Annotated in this window: 16 protein-coding genes; 9 read left to right on the top strand and 7 right to left on the bottom strand. The window is 67.5% G+C overall.

All coding sequences use genetic code 11. The features are described 5' to 3' along the window. Positions 1-23 precede the first annotated feature (23 nt). Complete coding sequence (kdpF, locus tag AUL34_RS23115; protein WP_156420998.1) at positions 24-110, bottom strand: K(+)-transporting ATPase subunit F; 87 nt, start codon at positions 108-110, stop codon at positions 24-26. 785 nt (positions 111-895) lie between these two features. On the opposite strand from kdpF, the gene AUL34_RS18515 reads away from it, so the two are divergent. The 3 genes from AUL34_RS18515 to AUL34_RS18505 are packed head-to-tail and all read left to right on the top strand — an operon-like array spanning position 896 to position 3,097. Next, positions 896-1,258, top strand: a complete 363-nt coding sequence (locus AUL34_RS18515; RefSeq protein WP_061937164.1) for a thiol-disulfide oxidoreductase DCC family protein — start codon at positions 896-898, stop codon at positions 1,256-1,258. Next, a complete protein-coding gene (locus tag AUL34_RS18510; RefSeq protein WP_061937085.1) occupies positions 1,255-1,749 on the top strand; it encodes a DUF427 domain-containing protein in 495 nt (164 codons plus the stop codon). Before AUL34_RS18515 ends, AUL34_RS18510 begins: the two co-directional genes overlap by 4 nt. A 4-nt stretch (positions 1,750-1,753) precedes the next feature. Then, on the top strand, positions 1,754-3,097 hold the full coding sequence (locus tag AUL34_RS18505; RefSeq protein WP_061937082.1) for an AarF/ABC1/UbiB kinase family protein: 1,344 nt from the start codon (positions 1,754-1,756) through the stop codon (positions 3,095-3,097). Between the two features lie 252 nt (positions 3,098-3,349). Here the strand turns inward: AUL34_RS18505 and AUL34_RS18500 are convergent, their stop codons facing one another. After that, the gene (locus tag AUL34_RS18500) at positions 3,350-4,087 is read right to left on the bottom strand and encodes a L,D-transpeptidase (RefSeq protein WP_244492641.1); all 738 of its coding nucleotides are present in this window, start codon (positions 4,085-4,087) and stop codon (positions 3,350-3,352) included. A 49-nt stretch (positions 4,088-4,136) separates the two neighbouring features. Here AUL34_RS18500 and AUL34_RS18495 point away from each other — a divergent pair, with 49 nt between their 5' ends. Further along, on the top strand, positions 4,137-5,045 hold the full coding sequence (locus AUL34_RS18495; RefSeq protein WP_061937076.1) for a LysR family transcriptional regulator: 909 nt from the start codon (positions 4,137-4,139) through the stop codon (positions 5,043-5,045). 73 nt (positions 5,046-5,118) lie between these two features. On the opposite strand, the gene AUL34_RS18490 is transcribed toward AUL34_RS18495, so the two are convergent. Then, positions 5,119-5,490 carry a helix-turn-helix domain-containing protein gene (locus tag AUL34_RS18490; RefSeq protein WP_061937073.1) on the bottom strand — a complete coding sequence of 124 codons (372 nt, stop codon included), beginning with the start codon at positions 5,488-5,490 and terminating at the stop codon, positions 5,119-5,121. Between the two features lie 89 nt (positions 5,491-5,579). Between AUL34_RS18490 and AUL34_RS18485 the strand changes: the two genes are divergently transcribed. From AUL34_RS18485 to AUL34_RS18475, 3 genes are all read left to right on the top strand, one after another. Next, positions 5,580-6,329, top strand: a complete 750-nt coding sequence (locus AUL34_RS18485; protein WP_061937070.1) for an SDR family oxidoreductase — start codon at positions 5,580-5,582, stop codon at positions 6,327-6,329. A gap of 97 nt (positions 6,330-6,426) precedes the next feature. After that, positions 6,427-6,852 carry an ester cyclase gene (locus AUL34_RS18480; RefSeq protein ID WP_061937067.1) on the top strand — a complete coding sequence of 142 codons (426 nt, stop codon included), beginning with the start codon at positions 6,427-6,429 and terminating at the stop codon, positions 6,850-6,852. Positions 6,853-7,552: 700 nt separating this feature from the next. Next, positions 7,553-7,933 (top strand): response regulator, encoded by a 381-nt coding sequence (locus AUL34_RS18475; RefSeq protein WP_156420993.1) that lies wholly within the window; start codon positions 7,553-7,555, stop codon positions 7,931-7,933. 152 nt (positions 7,934-8,085) lie between these two features. Here the strand turns inward: AUL34_RS18475 and efeO (AUL34_RS18470) are convergent, their stop codons facing one another. From efeO (AUL34_RS18470) to efeU, 4 genes are read right to left on the bottom strand one after another with little or no spacing between them, the layout of a single operon-like run. Then, positions 8,086-8,904, bottom strand: coding sequence for an iron uptake system protein EfeO (gene efeO / locus AUL34_RS18470; protein WP_061937061.1), 819 nt, complete (start codon positions 8,902-8,904; stop codon positions 8,086-8,088). Positions 8,905-8,921: 17 nt separating this feature from the next. Beyond that, the gene (efeB, locus tag AUL34_RS18465) at positions 8,922-10,226 is read right to left on the bottom strand and encodes an iron uptake transporter deferrochelatase/peroxidase subunit (RefSeq protein ID WP_061937059.1); all 1,305 of its coding nucleotides are present in this window, start codon (positions 10,224-10,226) and stop codon (positions 8,922-8,924) included. Next, positions 10,226-11,422, bottom strand: coding sequence for an iron uptake system protein EfeO (gene efeO, locus AUL34_RS18460; protein ID WP_061937056.1), 1,197 nt, complete (start codon positions 11,420-11,422; stop codon positions 10,226-10,228). The genes efeB and efeO (AUL34_RS18460) overlap by 1 nt, the downstream gene beginning before the upstream one ends. Before the next feature lie 10 nt (positions 11,423-11,432). Beyond that, a complete protein-coding gene (efeU, locus tag AUL34_RS18455; RefSeq protein WP_061937053.1) occupies positions 11,433-12,275 on the bottom strand; it encodes an iron uptake transporter permease EfeU in 843 nt (280 codons plus the stop codon). Positions 12,276-12,487: 212 nt separating this feature from the next. On the opposite strand from efeU, the gene metH reads away from it, so the two are divergent. Together metH and AUL34_RS18440 are read left to right on the top strand one after the other, a co-directional pair. Beyond that, a complete protein-coding gene (gene metH, locus AUL34_RS18450; RefSeq protein ID WP_061937160.1) occupies positions 12,488-16,252 on the top strand; it encodes a methionine synthase in 3,765 nt (1,254 codons plus the stop codon). Positions 16,253-16,655: 403 nt separating this feature from the next. Then, a complete protein-coding gene (locus AUL34_RS18440; RefSeq protein WP_061937047.1) occupies positions 16,656-17,903 on the top strand; it encodes a porin in 1,248 nt (415 codons plus the stop codon). Positions 17,904-18,025: the final 122 nt, after the last annotated feature.

Below are 18,025 nucleotides of genomic sequence, written 5' to 3'. Positions count from 1 at the left end.
CGCCTTTCAGGGACGGGACGAATTCAGAACCGCTCGGGACGCACGAGGGCGAACACGAGGTATCCGGCAAGGGCGAGCGCGACGGCGCCGCCGAGGATGAGGTCGAACATCGTCAGGCCTGTCCGGCCCAGCGCGCGTAGGCGCCCATCAACGCGAAGAAGCCCAGCCCCACGGCCAGGTAGATCAGGTCGTACATGCGAACCCTCCTTTCGGGATCGCCTTTCAAGTGGACCCGATCGGCATAAAGGATCCATACGAGTTTTCGCGCTGGTCCCACGATTTGCGTGGGGCCCTTGCGGACGTCCACCGACTGCGCGTGGCCGCCCCATGAACACCCGCACAAGCCGCCCAGGCACCCGCATGCCGCACGGGTGCCCCGACGGCGAGGGAGCATCGCCGCCATCTCGCAAGGCTCGCCCCGCTCTCCGTCGGCACGCTGATGCTGCCCGTGGCCCGCGCGGGTGGTCCCGGTGGCGCGGGTCCCGGTGGCGCGGCGCTGTGGGTCGCCGAGATCTGCAGCGAGCCCGGTCCGATCAAATTCGCGGAGCGCTTCGCCGCCCCAGGCTGAAGGGTCCTTCGGGTGCGTCAGCCACCCCCACGTTCGGGGTCGGCGGGCCGAAAGATCACGTCTGTCGCTGCGTGACGTCGATAACGGACGCGACACTTTTCGAAGGGGCGATCGCGAAAGGACCGCTTTCCACACAATCGACCTCTGAAGCTGCCGGTCCGCCTCCAACTCGGCAAAGGCGATGGGTCGACAACAGGACGATCGCCGCCGCCCCGTTCGGCGACGTCGATCGTGAGCTCCATCGCGCGGGCGCCCGCTAGGCGGCGGCGCGATCTGCCGCAGGCCGCCGCACGCGACTTCATGGGTCGGGCGCACCATGTCCTGCTCATGTCGGAGTTGACGGTCTGGTTCGATGGTTCTTGCCCCCTGTGTCGTCGGGAGATCGCGCTGATGCGTCGGATCGATCGTCGGGGCGCGATCCGCTTCGTCGATCTGGAACAGGCCGAGCCGGCAGCCTGCCCGGTCGACCGGGGCGAACTGCTCGCCCGCTTCCATGCGTCGGAGAACGGACGGATCGTCAGCGGCGCCGACGCGTTCGCGGCCATGTGGCGCGCGATACCCCTTTTTCGCCCGTTCGGGCTCGCGTTCCAGGGCCCCTTCGCCTCGGCGCTGCTCGAGCGTTGCTACCGGGCTTTCCTGCGAGCGCGCCCCGCGTTGCAGACGGTTGCCCATCGTTTGGAGCGTCCATGAAACCCAAGCCCGAGCCGATTTCGGCCGGCCAGGAGAGCGTCTGGTCTTTTCCCAGACCCGCCATCGCCCAGCCGACCGGCGCCCACATCGTCATCGAGCATCGAGGTCGCCGGATCGTCGACAGCCGCCGAACGATCCGCACGCTCGAGACCAGCCATCCGCCCAGCTACTACATCCTCCGGGCCGATATCGAACCCGGCCTCCTGCGCCGGGCCGTAGGCTGCTCCTTTTGCGAATGGAAGGGCGGGGCGGTCTACTGGGACGTCGTGGTGGACGGCGAGGTGCTGGAGCGGGTCGGATGGAGCTACCCGTCGCCGACGCCCGCTTTCGCGATCCTGAAGGACCACGTCGCCTTCTATGCCGGGCCGTTCGGCCGCTGCTCCGTCGACGGGCAGATCGTGACGCCGCAGCAAGGCGGGTTCTACGGCGGCTGGATCACCGGCTGCTTCGCGGGCCCCTTCAAGGGCGGGGCCGGCAGCGCGGGATGGTGAGACCATGAGCACACGAGACGACGGCGCGAAGGGGCGGCCGGTGCCGAGCGGTCGTCTGTCGCGGCTCGGACAGTTCGGGCGGCTCGCCGGCGGGCTGACGGGCGGCATGCTCGCCGAGGGCGCCCGCCGCCTGGCGGACGGCGAGCGGCCGGCGATGCGCAACATGCTGCTGACGCCCGGCAACCTCGTTCGCGTCGCCGATCGCCTGTCGCACCTGCGCGGTGCGGCGATGAAGCTCGGGCAGATGATCTCGATGGACGCGGGCGACGCGCTGCCGGGCGAACTCTCCCAGTTCATGGCCCGGCTTCGGGCCCATGCCGACCCCATGCCGCCGGTCCAGCTCCAGCGCGTGCTCGCTGCCGAGTGGGGGCGGGAGTGGCGCATCCGCTTCCAGCGGTTCGACGACCGGCCCATCGCCGCGGCGTCCATCGGGCAGGTCCACCGGGCGGTGGCGCTCGACGGACGCGACCTCGCGATCAAGGTCCAGTATCCCGGCGTTCGCGGGAGCATCGACGCCGACGTCGACAACGTCGCGACGCTCCTGCGCGTGTCCGGGCTCTTGCCGCCCGGACTCGATATCGCGCCACTGCTGGCCGAGGCAAAGGCGCAACTCCACGAGGAGACCGACTATCGGCGCGAAGGCAACCAGATGGAAGCCTACGGGCGCCTCCTCGCGGGCAAGGACGCCTTCGTGGTGCCGACCCTCGCGCCGGATTTCACGACGGACAACGTCCTCGCCATGTCGTTCGTCGAGGGGGTGCCGATCGAGGACGTGGTCGTCGCCGAGCAGCCGGAGCGCGACCGCATCGCGGCCCTCCTGATCGACCTCACGCTCGACGAACTCTTCCGCTTGGCGGTGATGCAGACCGATCCGAATTTTGCGAACTTCCGATACCAGCCGGCGACCGGCAAGGTCGTCCTTCTCGACTTCGGCGCGACGCGCGTTGTCTCGCCGGCGACCTCGCAGGCCTACCGCACGCTGCTGGCCGCCGGTCTCTCCGGGGATGGTGGAGCGGTGAAGAGGGCCGCGGTGGAGGCGGGGTTCCTCGGCGAAGCGGCCGTTCGACGGCACGAGGACCTGATCGAGCGCATGATCGAGGTGATCATGACCCAGGCCTCCCGGACGGGTCCGTTCGACTTCGCCGACCGGCGCGTCCTCGCCGTCGTTCGCGATCAGGCCGCCACGGTGGCGGGCGACCGCGAGACCTGGCACGTCCCGCCGACCGACACGCTCTTCGTTCAGCGCAAAGTCAGCGGCATCGCGCTCCTTGCGGCGCGCCTGGGTGCGCGGGTCGACGTACGCTCGTTGGTGGCCGCGCATATCGGCTTGGACCCGACCTCGATCTGACGATTCCGCGGCCAACACGCATCACGTCGTCGTCCCGCATGTGGTCGCCAAGATACGGATCGGCGCTGCCCGTAGTTGCGGCTCGGGTTGGACCCGTGGCGGCGCAACGGCGGCTTGTCGCCTGCAACGCCCGTGGGTGGATCGGACGGTTCGCCGGCGTGCTGGAAATAAGCTCTCGACCATCGGGCGATTGGCAGGCGACGGCAGACGCTTGGGCGGGTTCCTGATCCCTCGTTCCGACCCTGTGAAGCGTCAGGTCATGCCTTCGCCGCGGATCGGCAGGACGATGGCTTTGCTGCCGTCTCGAACCCGGTCGTACAAGTCGATGATGTCCTGGTTCAAAAGCCGGATGCAGCCGGACGAAACCTTCGTGCCGATCGTCCACGGTTCCACCGTGCCGTGCAGGCGGTAGAGCGTGTCGCGACCGTCGCGGTGCAGGTAGAGCGCACGAGGACCGAGCGGGTTGCCCAGGCCGCCGGGCAGGCCGTTCCGGAGCGGGCCGTAACGCTGCGGGTCGCGGGCGATCATGTCCGGCGTCGGCGTCCATTTCGGCCATTTCGCCTTCCAGGCGATCGTGGCATCGCCCTGGAAGTTGAACGCCTCGACCTTGCCCACCCCGACGCCGTAGCGCACCGCCCGACCGTTGCCGAGCACGTACCAGGCAAAGCGCTCGTTCGGGTCCACCACCACGGTGCCCGGCGCCTCATCGCTCGCGTAGTCGACCTCCCGACGCAGGAATTTCGGATCGACGATCCGCGTCAGATCGATCGCCGGCACGGGAAACGGCTCACCGTCCACCGCGGCATACATGGCCAAATACGTGGGATCGATCGTCGGCTCGGGCGGCACGTAGGACATGACCGCGGGTGGCTGCTCCGCCGTCGTCGCGCAAGCGGCCAGCGCCAGCGGCGCGCCAAGCAAGAAGAACCGTCGATGCATTCCCGAACACCTTTTTGGAGATCGCTTGAGAACACCAGTTCGGCGAGGCATAAACAACGGCTATACCTGAATGGTATCGATAGCTGTTTGGAATGACGAGATGGACCTGACCGCCGCTCTTCGCGCCTTTGCCCGCACCGTCGAACGCGGCTCGCTGACGGCGGCAGCGCGCGATCTCTCGCTCACCCAGCCAGCCGTGTCGAAGCATATCGCCAACCTCGAACATCGCGTTCAGGCGCGCCTTCTCGAGCGGTCCGCTCGCAGCGTTCGTCCGACCGCGGAGGGGCAGGCGCTCTACGATGCGAGCCGTTCGGCACTCGCCTCGATCGACGCCGCAGTGGAGGGCCTGCAAGCCGATTGCGGTCGCATCGAAGGGACGATCCGCGTCCACGCCCCGTCCTGTATCGGCGCCAAGCACTTCCATCCCATCGTCATGGCGTTCCAGCGGAAGCATCCGAATGTCGCCATCGACCTCGTCCTCGAAAGCCGGACGGTCGACCTCGTGTTCGAGAACTTCGATCTGGCGCTCGTCTACGGTCGCCCGGAGGCACAGGACGTGATCATCCGCCGACTGGGTCTTGTCCGCCGTATCCTCGTCGCGAGCCCCGCCTATCTGGCCAAGCACGGCGCGATCGAGACCCTCGACCGTCTGTCCGAGGTGCCGTTGATCACGACCCCCCGCTCGGTCACGCCACAGAATCGCATGGCCCTGCTGCGGGACGGAGAGCAGTTGGAGGTGGACGTCTGGTCGATCCTCAGAACCATCGATGCGCATGTGATCGAGAGGACGCTGCTGGACGGCCATGCCGCAGGTCCTGTGCAGCACCTGCTCATCGCCGATGATCTGGCGAGCGGCCGGCTCTTGCGCATCCTGCCGGAGTACGAGGTTCGCCCGACCGAGATGTTCCTGGCCTATCCCTCGGTCAAGTTCATGCGCCCCGCAGTCCGCGCCTTTGCGGAATTCGCCGTCGAACGGCTCTCGACGATCGACGGCGTGGAAACGTCCTAGCAGCCGATTGCCGCCGCACTCGCTTCTCGTGGGCTGAACCGGGCCTCCGGCCCTTAGGGAGACCCCCTCGAAATCACCGCGATGCTGCGGGGCGGGACTCATCCGGCGCCCTGTCGTTCCGTGTCGCCTCGACATGGCGACGATGCGCCGTTCCCCATGCGCACAGCGGCCGGAGCGCTTCCACGAGCGTCTCCCCGAACGGTGTCACGGTGTAGTCGACCCGTGGCGGCACTTCCCGATAGTCGTGCCGGATCAGGACGCCGGAGGCGACGAGTTCGCGCAACTCATGGATCAGCACCTTCTCGCTGATGCCCGCCACCAGTCGCCGAAGGTCTCCGAAACGCTTCGGTCCGTATCCGAGGTGATACAGGATGAGCGGTTTCCACTTGCCGCCCATCACCGCCAGCGCGACGTCCAGGCCGCAATCAGATTCGCTTTTGCTCATACCGGAACCGTCACTTACCTTTTGGTATGTACTAGTGCCGTTGTCAGTGCCTGTCTATATCCGCTTCCATCGAACGAAGGAGACGATGGATGGGCAGGCTCGCCAACAAGATCGCGGTCGTCACCGGGGCCAACAGCGGCATCGGGCTCGCCAGTGCCAAGCGCTTCGCGAGCGAAGGGGCACGCGTCTTCATGACCGGACGGCGCCCGCGCGAACTCGACGCCGCGGTGGCCGAGGTCGGCAACGGCGCGCGCGGGGTGCAGGGCGACATCGCGAACCTCGCCGATCTCGATCGCCTCTACGAGATCGTGGCGGCGGAAGCCGATCGGATCGACGTGCTGTTCGCCAATGCCGGCGGCGGCAGCTTCGCCGCCCTTTCCGAGATCACGGAGGAGGAGTACGAGCGAACCTTCTCCACGAACGTCAAGGGAACGTTGTTCACCGTCCAGAAGGCGCTGCCGCTCCTCGTCGACGGCGCCTCGGTGATCCTTACCGGGTCGACGGCCGCCAGCACGGGATCGCCGGCCTTCAGCGTCTACGGCGCCAGCAAGGCGGCCATCCGCAGCTTCGCCCGCAACTGGATCCTGGATCTCGCACCGCGTCGCATTCGCGTGAACGTGCTCGTTCCCGGCCCGACGTCGACACCGGGTCTGCACGGCCTTGCCTCGAGCGAAGATGAGCGGCGAGCCTTCGTCGCGGCGATGGAGGCGCAGGTCCCCCTCGGCCGGATGGCGACCCCCGACGAGACGGCTGCCGCCGCCCTGTTCCTCGCCAGCGACGACAGCAGCTTCGTCAACGGCAGCGAGCTCTTCGCCGATGGCGGGCAGGCGCAGGTCTAGAGCATTTCCAGCGAAAGCCAGTTCGGCCTTCGCGTCCGGACCCCAGATCGGCCGCCGTGACGGCCGGCCCAGCGACGTCCAATCCAGGAGATACGCAATGCGTGAGAACGAGGCGATCATCCGTGACCTCTACGCCGTCGCGGAAGGCGAGGGGTTCGACATGGCGACCTTCGTCGCCGCCTTTTCCGACGACGGATACATGACCGACATTCCCGCCGGGGCGACGCTTCGCGGTCAGGCGATCGGGGACTATATCGGGGCGCTGTCCGCCGCATTCCCGGACATCCATCGCGAACTGTTCAACGTCTACGACGCTGGAGGCGTCATCGTCGTCGAACTCGCCATTCGCGGAACGCACACGGGCCCGCTGGCCCTTCCCTCGGGGACCCTTGCGCCCACGCACCGGACGATCGACGTGCCATGCTGCGACGTCTTCCATCTGGCAGGCGGCAAGGTCACCTCGTTCCACTGCTACAACGCCGCATCCGTGATGCAGCAACAACTCGGCTTGGCCGGCAACTAGGACCGAGCTCGGCTTCCCGCGCGGCTTCCGTCGTCGGAGGCGTGAGGTTCGGGATCTCCACGGGCTGCCGAGCGTGCTCCATGGCCACGGATCGCTCGCAGCACGCTGACCAGCGAGGTCGCCTAGATCCTGCTGACGAGCGGGTTGCCGGTCGGCGGCACGATGGGGTGCATCGCCGAGCGACATGGTGACGACGGTGAGCCCCAAGGCCACGCTGAGGCCCTGCATCACCGTGGATCGAAGAACCACTGGGCGACCACGGACCAGCCGAAGTTCTCGTTGCGCGCCACGGCCCGCAGCGCTTTGGCGGCGATCGCCACGACGATGCCCACAGCACGACACGGTCCAGCGGGACCGGGCGATGCGCGCGGGCGACGCCCCGTTCGGCGTCGACCATGTCCGGCGTCCGGGTTTCGACGGCCTGTCCCGGCGATGGTCACGTCGACGGGGTCGAGGCGTTGGCGTTGGCGGCTCGATCGTGAGGAAACGCTGGTAATGCGGAGGGCCTTCGGGCGGCCACCGGCCCTGCCGACTTGGCGCGCCGTTTGTCGGGACACGACGCGTGATGTCTGCGTGGCGGAAGCGGCAAGCCGCAAACTTGCCGGCGGCGGTCGCGCCGGGTCCGCAGGCCGGCGACCGTTGAGCCGGAACAGCCATCGCTCGTGATTGTTCACGTGGTCAGTGTGAACGGAGCGGTATCTTGCGTAACCTCAAAGTCTTGATCGTTGAAGACGAATCCATCATCGCCATGGACCTGCAGGATATCCTTGCCGATGCCGGGCACACCGTGGTGGGGATTGCGATGACCATGGCGCAGGCCCTCCAGATCGCCGCCGACGCCGCTCCGATCGACCTCGCCGTTCTCGACATCGACCTTGCCAGGGGCGACGACGGAATCGAGACGGCGGACAGGCTTCGCAAGGAGCACGGGGTCGAGGCCCTGTTCGTCTCGGCTCATCTCGAAGAGGAGGAGCGGGCCCGCAGTCTCGGTTGGAAACCGCTGGGGTTCGTCGGCAAGCCCTACCTTCCCTCCCAGGTGCTCTCGGTTTTGCAGGACGGCGCGATCACGTCGCCGGCCTAGGCCGTGCGAAGGGTGGCGTCCGGGATGCCGCCTGCGGCCGGCGTCGGCCACCGATCGAAGGCGGTCGAAGGCAAGCGGTGCGGCGGGGCTTTCCGGATCCGTCGCCGCCGCGCCGAAGGACAACTGGGCCTCCGGCGCGGTGGCGAGGGATGTCAGTTGAGGCCGAGCTTCCCGCGCAGGGTGGACAGGTCTTCGGCCAGCGTGTTGACGTTGGCGGCAAGGATCTTGCGGTCGCCGTCGGTCAGCTTCTCGTAGTGCTGGTAGCCCTCGCCGTCGCGATACTTCGCGAGCGTCGTATCCACCGTGCCGAAGCTCTTGTCCACCTTGGCGACGAAGGCCGCGTCGCTCGTCAGGAGGGGGCGGACGAGGTCGAAGATCGTCTTCGAACCGTCGAAATTGGCCTTGAAGTCCCAGAGGTCGGTCCCGCTGTAGCGGTCTTCCTCGCCGGAGATCTTGGTCGCGGCCACTTCCTCCATCAGCGCGGCCGCGCCGCCCACCACCTTTTCCGGCGGCAGCGCGAGATCGGAGATGCGCTTTTCCAAATCGGTCACGTCGGCCATCAGCTTGTCGGCGACCGGGCCGAGACCCTCGGTCGAGTTCTGCGAGAACAGGCCGTATTCGAGGCGGTGGAAGCCGATGAACCCGGGGTCTTCCTCGCGCTTCTCGTGGTCGTCGGCGCGCGAGTCGATCGAGGCGTCGAGATCGGAGAAGAGTTCGGCGATGGGCTCCACAGCCTCGTAGCTCATGCGCGTCGGCGCGAAGAGCGCCTTGGCCTTGGCCGTGTCGCCCGCCTTGATCGCGTCGGTGAAGGCCTTGGTGTCGCCGGTCAGCGTCTCCAGCTTCTCCGAGACGTAGATCTTGTAGTCCGCGACGGGCTGCACGAGGTCGAGAGGCGAGACCTCGGCGAGCGTCGGCGTGGCGCCGGACAGAAGCGCGAACAGGAACGCGCCGGCGGGCAGGGCAGGCTTCATGGGCTTGGTCTCCGTCGTCAGGCCTTCAGGTCCGATGCGGCCTGGAGAAGCGAGCGGCCGAGGAAGTCTTCCTCGTCGCGCACGCCGGGCAGGGTGAAGAAGTAGCCGCCGCCGACAGGCTTGATGTACTCCTCCAGCGGCTCGCCATCGAGGCGCTGCTGGATGGCGATGAAGCTTTGGTCGAGATCGGCCTGATAGGCGATGAACAGCAGTCCCTGGTCGAGCTGCCCGTTCCGGGTGACGCCGTTGGAGTAGTTGAAGGGGCGGCGCAGCATGAGGTTCTTCTGCGTGTCGGGCCGGCGCGGATTGGCGAGGCGGATATGCGCGTCGAGCGGCGTCACGCTGCCGTCGGGATCGCGGGCATAGTCGGGAACCTCGATCTCGGTGCCCGACGATCCGAGCGGCGCGCCGCTCGCCTTGCGACGCCCGATGATGGCTTCCTGTTCGCCGAGCGGCGTGCGGTCCCAGCGCTCCACCAGATTGCGGACGATGCGCACCGCCTGGTAGGTCCCGGCATCTGCCCATGCGGGCTCCTCGACGCCGTCCCCGACCCAGACGAGGGTGTTCATCAGCGCAGCGTCCCGCGAGTCCGGATTGGCGGAGCCGTCTCGGAAGCCGAGGAAGTTGCGAGCGCTTTCCTGGGCGCCGTCCGGGCTCGGCGGAACGATCGGCACGGTGCCCTCCTGCTTCCAGCGAATGACCAGGAGGTCGGGCAGCGACTTGATGATGTCGCGCAGCGCGTGGATCGTGGCGTCCGGTGTGTTGGCGCAGATCTGGATCGACAGGTCGCCATGGCAGAGTGCGGGGTCGAGCGCGTCGTTGGGGAACCGCGTCATGCGTTGCAGGCACCGCGGCTTCAGCGGATGGAGCCAGGGCCGGGCGTCGAAGAAGCTGTGCCCGAGCGACAGGGTCATCGTCAGGTTGTCGGGCGCGACGACCGGGCCGAGAATGCCGGAATCGGCCGGCGGCAGCTTCGGATCGAGCTCGGGAACCGGGCCGCCCGCCATCAGGAAGCGGAAGCGCTCGGTCAGCGTCGCGAAAAGGCGCTCGACCTCTTCGGGGCTTTCCGCCAGCGTGTCGAAGGCGACGATCATGCCGGCCGCCGGGCGGGGCGTGACGATGCCGCTCTGATGCGCCCCGTGGAACGGCTGGGCCCTGCGCGCCTGTTCGCTCTGCGGGGCCTGCGTGACCTCCGATTGCGGCTGCTGCGCAGCGCCTGCGGTCTTGCCGGCCGCGACCCCGGCCGCACTCCCCGCAAGGCCCATCAGGAGCCGGCGGCGGTCGGTCAGGAAACGCGGTACCTGTTTCGTCCCGTCGTCCATCACGCGCCGCCCTGCCCGAGGCCGATCGCTTCGCTGGTCTGGTCCAGCGCCTGGCCGAGGTCTCGCGCGCCCTCCACGAGCGCTTGTCGGTCATCGGCCGCGACCGCGTCGAACGCGCGATAGCCGTCCGGCCCGCGAAGGGCGGCCAGCCGGGCTTCCAGCGACGAAAGCTTGGTTTCCACGGCACTGAAGGCGGTGGGCGCAGCCTCACCGGCGACGGGCTTCAAAAGGGCGACGATCTTGGCGATCCCCGCAAGACTCGCGTCGAAGTCGGCGAGGTCGGTACGGGCATAGACGTTCGCGCCGCCGCCCGCTGTGGTGTCGGCAAGACCCCGCAGGACCCGGGCCGCGCCATCGGGCATGTCGGCAGGCGCGGCTTTCAGCGCGCGCAGCCGCTCGCGCAACGTCCCGACGTCCGTGACGAGCTTAGCCGACACCGGGGCGAGGCCGTCGAGGCTGTTCGTGGCGAAGAGGCCGTATTCCAGCCGATGGAAGCCGGTGAAGGCGGCGTCTAGCTCGCGTCCCGCGAGGTAGGCGGCGACGGGGTCGATCGCATTGGCGAGGTCGGCGATGCGACCGGCGACCGGAGACAGGCGCAGGTAGGGCGCGCGCGCCTGCGAGTAGAGCGCGCGGGCCTTCGCCAGATCGCCGGCCCGGATCGCCTCGTCGAGCGCCGTCACCTCGCGCTGGAGGGCGCGCGCCTGGAGCTGCGTGAAGACCTGATACTCGGCGAGGGGACCGACGAAGGCGACGAGCTTGGGCGCCTCGAGCGGTGTGCCGGAGGCCGCCGGCGTGACGACCAGTCGGCCGCGCGCGTTGGACAGGAGGCCGCAGGTGATGGCGTATTCGCCGGCCTTGAGGCGGGCGGACAAGGTCTGCGACAGGCCGGGCGCGATGTTCTCGCGCTCCTCGACCACCATCACGCCGTCGAGGATCTCCCATTCCACGGCGCGTTCGGTTCGGTTGACGATGCGAAAGCTCGTCCGTCCCGCCGGAACGGTCAGCTCGTTCGGCTGGCAGGCGTTGTCCTGCAGCGTTACCGTGATGTCGCTCCCGCCGGGCGCGCGGCGGGCGGCGACCTGAGAGGCGTAGGCGAAGGCGCCGAGCCCCGCGACCATGAGGAGAGCGGAGCCGGCGGCTCCCCACAGGAGGGCACGGTTCGGACGGGGCGAAGCGGACTGCACGGTGGGAGCCATCGATCGGCCTTCAGCGAAGTGCGGCGGCGGGACGCGCGCGGCCGGGGGCCGGCGTGGCGGGCTTCAGGAAGAGAACCAGCGCCACGGTGAGATAGGCGACATAGGCGAGCACCTCGCCCACCGTCGGATCGGCGAGATAGCCGAAGAGACCGGACAGGACGCTGCCGAGAAGGCTGTCCACGGGCAGGGCGCGGCTCAGATCGAAGACCGTGGCCTGGAGAGCGTTCCAGACGCCCGCCTCGTGCAGATGGCGCATCGAACCCGCCAGGAGCCCCGCCGCCACGACGAGAATGAAGACGCCCGTCCATCGGAAGAAGCGCGCGAGATCGAGCCGCACGCCGCCGGCATAGATCGCCCAGCCGAGGAGCCCGGACACGAGAATGCCCAAAAGCGCTCCGAGCGGCCCCGACGCGCCGGGGCTCTGCTGGAAGATCGCCAGCAGGAAGAACACCGATTCCAGGCCCTCGCGCGCCACGGCGAAGAAGACGAGGCCGACCAGCGCCAGCCCTCGCGCCCGCGATCCCGAAAGGGCGGCGTCGATCGAACCCTGCAACTCCGCTTTCAGCGAGCGCGCGGCCTTGCGCATCCACAGAACCATCGATGTGAGGATCGCGACGGCCGTGAAGCCGACGATCGCCTCGAACAGTTCCTGCGTGCGCTGGGGAAATTCGGCGCTTGCCAGCTGCAGTCCGGCTCCGGCGAACAAGGCGAGGGCGACGGCGAGGAAGATGCCGGTCCACACCGCCGGCATCCAGGCGCCGCGTCCGCTGTGAGAGAGGTAGCCGGCCACGATCCCGACGATCAGCGCCGCTTCCAACCCCTCCCGGAGCATGATGAGGAATGGGACCAGCATGGTCGAACCCTGCGGAATTTCGGATGCGCCGAGCGCTTGCCGGCCCCGACCTCATAATCCTTCACGAAATTGTCAGCAATAAATATGTTCTGGAACCGTTCCAATCCAAGTCGCGCATCCGCGGCATGTCTGACGCCTCGCCATGGCGTGTCGGATCATATAAGGACATCCTTATATGCCATCGGGCGGTGCCCGGCCGTGAGGTGCTTTTCATGAGTTCCACCCTCGACACGCTGTTTGCTTCCCGCCCCGTTTCGAAGCGCGAGGATGTGTGGACCGCCCTGCGCAAGGCCGCGTCCGAGCGCATCCTGATCCTCGACGGGGCGATGGGCACGCAGATCCAGGGGCTGGGGCTCGGGGAGGAGCATTTCCGGGGAGACCGGTTCGGCGACTGCGCCTGCCATCTTCAGGGCAACAACGATCTCCTGGTCCTGACGCAGCCCAAAGCCATCGAGGACATCCACTTCGCCTACCTGATGGCCGGCGCCGACATCGTCGAGACCAACACCTTTTCCGGCACCACCATCGCGCAGGCCGACTACGAGATGGAGGCCGTGGTCTACGAGCTGAACCGCGAGGGCGCGGCGGTCGCGCGGCGTGCCGCACTGCGGGCCGAGGAGGCGGACGGGCGTCGCCGCTTCGTCGCCGGCGCGGTCGGCCCGACCAACCGCACGGCCTCGATCTCGCCCGACGTCAACAATCCCGGCTTTCGTGCCGTGTCCTTCGACGAGTTGCGCGTCGCCTACGCGCAGCAGGTGCGCGGCCTCGTGGACGGCGGCTCGGACCTCATCCTGATCGAGACGATCTTCGACACGCTCAACGCCAAGGCGGCGATCTTCGCGGCCGAAGAGGTGTTCGCCGAGGCCGGCATCTCGCTGCCTGTGATGATCTCCGGCACGATCACGGATCTCTCGGGCCGCACGCTCTCGGGCCAGACGCCGACCGCCTTCTGGCATTCGGTGCGCCACGCCAAGCCCTTCACGATCGGCCTCAACTGCGCGCTCGGTGCGGAGGCCATGCGCCCGCATCTCGCCGAAATCTCGGGCGTCGCCGAGACGCTCGTGTGCGCCTATCCCAATGCCGGCCTGCCCAACGAGTTCGGCCAGTACGACGAGACGCCGGACGCGATGGCCGCCCAGGTTCGCGGCTTTGCCGAGGAGGGGCTGATCAACGTCGTCGGCGGCTGCTGCGGATCGACGCCCGAGCACATCCGCGCCATCGCGGACGCCGTGGCGGACCTCAAGCCGCGAGAGGTGCCGAAGCTGAAGCCGATGATGCGGCTGTCCGGCCTCGAGCCGTTCACGCTCACGGACGACATTCCCTTCGTCAACGTGGGCGAGCGCACCAACGTCACGGGTTCGGCCAAATTCCGCAAGCTGATCACCGCAGGCGACTACCCGGCGGCCCTCGACGTCGCGCGCGACCAGGTGGCCAACGGTGCCCAGATCATCGACGTCAACATGGACGAGGGTCTGATCGACTCGAAAGCCGCCATGGTCGAGTTCCTCAACCTCGTCGCCTCCGAGCCCGACATCGCCCGCGTGCCGGTGATGATCGACTCGTCGAAGTGGGAGGTGATCGAGGCCGGCCTGCGATGCGTGCAGGGCAAGCCGATCGTGAATTCCATCTCGATGAAGGAAGGCGAGGAGGCGTTCCTTCACCACGCCCGCCTCTGCCGCCTCTACGGCGCTGCGGTGGTGGTCATGGCCTTCGACGAGGAGGGGCAGGCCGATACCTTCGAGCGCAAGGTCGCGATCTGCGGCCGGGCCTACAAGCTCCTCACCGCCAACGGCTTCCCGCCCGAGGACATCGTCTTCGACCCCAATGTCTTCGCGGTCGCCACCGGTATCGAGGAGCACGACGGTTACGGCGTCGCCTTCATCGAGGCGACGCGCACGATCCGCTCGAGCCTGCCGCACGCCCATATCTCGGGCGGCGTGTCGAACCTGTCCTTCTCGTTCCGCGGCAACGAGCCGGTGCGCGAGGCGATGCACGCCGTGTTCCTCTACCACGCCATCCAGGCGGGCATGGACATGGGCATCGTCAACGCCGGCCAGCTCGCGGTCTACGATTCCATCGACCCGGACCTTCGCGAAGCCTGCGAGGACGTGGTGCTCGACCGGCCGGGCCGCGACGGCAAGAGCCCGACCGAGCGCCTCCTGGAGATCGCCGAGCGATACCGCGGCACCGCCGGGGTCGAGGCCAAGGCCAAGGACTTGGCGTGGCGCGACGGGACGGTCGCCGAGCGCCTCGCCCACGCGCTCGTCAACGGCATCACCGAGTTCGTCGACGCCGACACCGAGGAAGCGCGTCTTGGCGCCGAGCGTCCGCTCCACGTGATCGAGGGCCCGCTGATGGCGGGCATGAACACGGTCGGCGACCTCTTCGGCGCCGGCAAGATGTTTCTGCCGCAAGTGGTGAAGTCCGCTCGCGTGATGAAGCAGGCGGTTGCCCATCTCCTTCCTTTCATGGAGGAGGAGAAGCGCCTGAACGGCGGCGAGGCGCGCAGGAACGCCGGAAAGATCCTGATGGCGACGGTGAAGGGCGATGTCCACGACATCGGCAAGAACATCGTCGGCGTCGTGCTCGCCTGCAACAACTACGAAGTGATCGACCTTGGCGTCATGGTACCGGCCGCCAAGATCCTCGAGACGGCCAGGGCCGAGAACGTCGACGTCATCGGCCTCAGCGGCCTCATCACCCCCTCGCTCGACGAGATGGTGCACGTCGCTGCCGAGATGGAGCGCGAGGGCTTCGCGGTGCCGCTCCTGATCGGCGGGGCGACGACCAGCCGCGTCCATACGGCGGTGAAGATCGACCCGCGCTACCGCCGCGGGCAGACCGTCTACGTGACCGACGCCAGCCGCGCCGTCGGCGTCGTCTCCAGCCTCCTGTCGCCGGAGGGGCGCGACGCCTATGCGTCGGGGGTGCGCGAAGAGTACGAGCGGGTGGCGACGAAGCATGCCGAAGCCGAGGCCGAGAAGCAGCGCCTGCCGCTTGAGAAGGCGCGCGCCAACCGGCAGCCCGTCGACTGGTCGGCCTGGCGTCCGGTGAAGCCGTCCTTCCTCGGCACGCGCACCTTCGACACCTGGGACCTCGCCGATCTAGCGCGCTATATCGACTGGACGCCTTTCTTCCAGACCTGGGAGCTGAAAGGCCGCTACCCGAAGATCCTCGAAGACGAGGCGCAGGGCGCCGCCGCGCGTCAACTCTTCGCCGACGCACAGGGGATGCTCGCCCAGATCGTGGGGGAGGGCTGGTTCCGCCCGCGCGCCGTCGTCGGCTTCTGGCCGGCCAACGCGGTCGGCGACGATGTGCGCGTCTATACCGACGAAGCGCGCAACGCCGAGCTCGCCACCTTCTTCACGCTGCGCCAGCAACTCGCCAAGCGAGGGGACCGGCCGAACGTGGCGCTGGCCGATTTCGTCGCGCCGAAGGAGACGGGGATCGCCGACTATGTCGGCGGCTTCGTGGTGACTGCCGGCATCGAGGAGGAGGCGATCGCCGACCGCTTCGCCAAGGCGAACGACGACTATGCCGCGATCATGGTCAAGGCGCTGGCGGATCGCTTCGCGGAAGCCTTCGCCGAACGCATGCATGAATATGTCCGGCGTGAACTCTGGGCCTACGCACCGGACGAGAGCTTCGCGCCGGAGGATTTGATTGCGGAGCCCTATGCCGGCATTCGCCCGGCGCCGGGCTATCCCGCGCAACCCGACCACACGGAGAAGGTGACGCTGTTTCGTCTTCTCGATGCGGAACGTCAGGCTGGCGTGAAGCTGACCGAAAGCTACGCCATGTGGCCGGGCTCATCTGTTTCCGGCCTCTACTTCGCGCATCCCGACAGCTACTACTTCGGGGTCGCCAAGGTGGAGCGCGACCAGGTCGAGGATTACGCCCAGCGCAAGGGCATGGCGGTCGCGGAAGTCGAGCGTTGGCTGGGGCCGGTGCTGAACTACGTGCCCGCGGGCAGCTGATCGCGCGCGGACGCCGCGAGGGCAGGCTCCGCCCTCGAGTCTTCAGCCAACACGGCTTTGCGGCACTTGTATACGACAGGTGGTCCCTGGCGCATGCGCGCGCGCCACGCCGCCATGGTGCTGTTATCGCTGCACATTACGCCGCGCTCGATCCGGCCATCCAGCAATTGTGGCGCCCCTTTCCGCCGACGCTGGTTCAGATTAGGAAGCTTCCCTTATCTTAAGTAGTGATTGCGTTGCTGCAAGTCGAAATGTGGCCAAAACGGCACAACGCTGTGTCAGAGAGCTTACGAGGGAAGGCCGCAGCGGTTTTTAAATTGTGTCCAAACAACTTCAATGGCATTTGTCGGAGGTAGCCGCCGCAAGGGCTGCCTTAGCCTTCAACCAGGAATTGTCCGGGACAATGAAAAACGTTTTCCACCAAGTTCTTCTTGGCTCCGCTGCGGCTCTCGTCGCTGTTTCCGGCGCTCGCGCCGCTGATGCCATCGTTGCCGTCGAGCCCGAGCCGGTCGACTACGTCCGCGTTTGCGACGTCTACGGCAAGGGCTTCTACTACATCCCGGGCACCGAGACCTGCCTTTCGGTCGGTGGTTACGTCCGCTTCCAGGTGAACGTCGCCGGTGACCCGGCCCAGAACCTCGAAGGCGACGACTACGACCTGCGCAGCCGCGTCCGCGCCCGTCTGAACTTCGACGCCCGCGAAGAGACCGAGCTCGGCACCCTGCGCGCCTTCGCCCGTCTCCAGGCGACCAACCTGTCGGGCGCCAACAACGGCGTTGCGATCGACCAGGCCTACATCCAGCTCGGCGGCCTGCTCATGGGTTACCGCGACTCCATGTGGTCGTCGGACATCGGCGGTCTCGAGGATGGCCTTCTGACCGATACCGACCTCATCGTCGGTGACTTCAACACCAACCAGGTGTCCTACACCTTCGCCGCGGGCGGCTTCTCGGCCTCGATCGGCCTCGAAGACGACGGCACCGGCGACGTGGTTCCGGACATCCACGGCAAGCTGGTCTATTCCGGCGCCTGGGGCGGTGCCTTCCTGTCGGCCGTCTACGACGAGACCTTCAACCAGGAAGACGTCGACGACCTGTTCACCTCTGCCGGCCGCTTCGTGCTGAACGGCAACTACCCGACGCTGCTGGAAGACGGTGACAACGGCGCCTTCGCTCTGAAGGCCGGCGTGCTGCTGAAGGACCTCATCGCGCCCGAGTCGCAGCTGAAGATCGAGGGTCACTACGCCTTCGACCCGACCGTCTACGCCGTCACCGACGGTCTGACCACGGCCGGTACCTTCGCCGCCAACAACCCGAACATCCTGAACCCGGTCCCGGGCTCGGTTCCGATCGTCCTCGAGTGGGCCGCCGGTGCGGGCTACGCCCAGGCGTTCGGCAAGGTCGGCGTCGCGGTGTCGGGCCAGTACGGCGAGACCTTCGACACGCGCTTCTTCGTGCGTAACGCCTTCGGTCAGCTCCTGCCGGTCATCTCGTCGGGCGACTACTACGCGCTCGTCGGCAACGTCGGCTACCAGATCACCAACAACTTCGCGACGCTGGCCGAAGTCTCCTACCGGAACGTCGACTTCGGCGGCCCGATCGGCGACACCGATCAGGTCTCGGGCTTCCTGCGCTTCCAGCGCAACTTCTAATCCGACCGCGATACCGAAGGGGCGTCATGCCCCTTCGGCTTCCTGCCTCCAGTTTTGGGGAGAGACCCGTCGTCCCGGGTCTCTCCCGTCTTCGTTTATTGCCCTCGCGATCCCAAGAGACC

This window comes from Aureimonas sp. AU22, assembly GCF_001463745.1.
GTDB lineage: Bacteria > Pseudomonadota > Alphaproteobacteria > Rhizobiales > Rhizobiaceae > Aureimonas.
The sequence above is the reverse complement of the archived record's forward strand: the minus strand, read 5'-3'. Positions and strand labels throughout refer to the sequence as shown.